Source organism: Dyella sp. SYSU CM1112 (genome assembly GCF_058216415.1).
Genome location: NZ_JBZEGI010000112.1, coordinates 1 through 285 on the forward strand (window position 1 = coordinate 1; position 285 = coordinate 285).

The window sequence follows — 285 nt, forward strand, 5'->3', positions numbered from 1 at the left end:
GCAACGACTGCTCCGACGCCGTCCAGCTGCATCGTGGATCCGACAGTACAGCAGAATGTTGCCGATTGGTTTTCGTACTACCGTACCTGCGTGATGATGGCTAAGGCGGGCATCATGTCTGCCTTCTCGACCCTGAACGGTTCGTTCCGCGTGGGTTTTGCTTCGATCGACAATGGCAATGCAGGTTCGGGCAGTTCCATCTATAACCGCACGGACTACAATGCGCTCACTAATGCGGTCGGGAGTGCCAATACCACCAAAGAAACAGTCGGCTCCTATTTTGTC

The 285-nt window shown here is 54.4% G+C and carries 1 protein-coding gene; it reads left to right on the top strand.

Translation table 11 applies throughout. From position 1 onward, the window contains the following. Window positions 1–33: 33 nt before the first annotated feature. A partial coding sequence (locus AC4HNJ_RS21850) for a hypothetical protein (protein ID WP_490481721.1) occupies window positions 34–285 on the top strand: 252 nt, incomplete at its 3' end.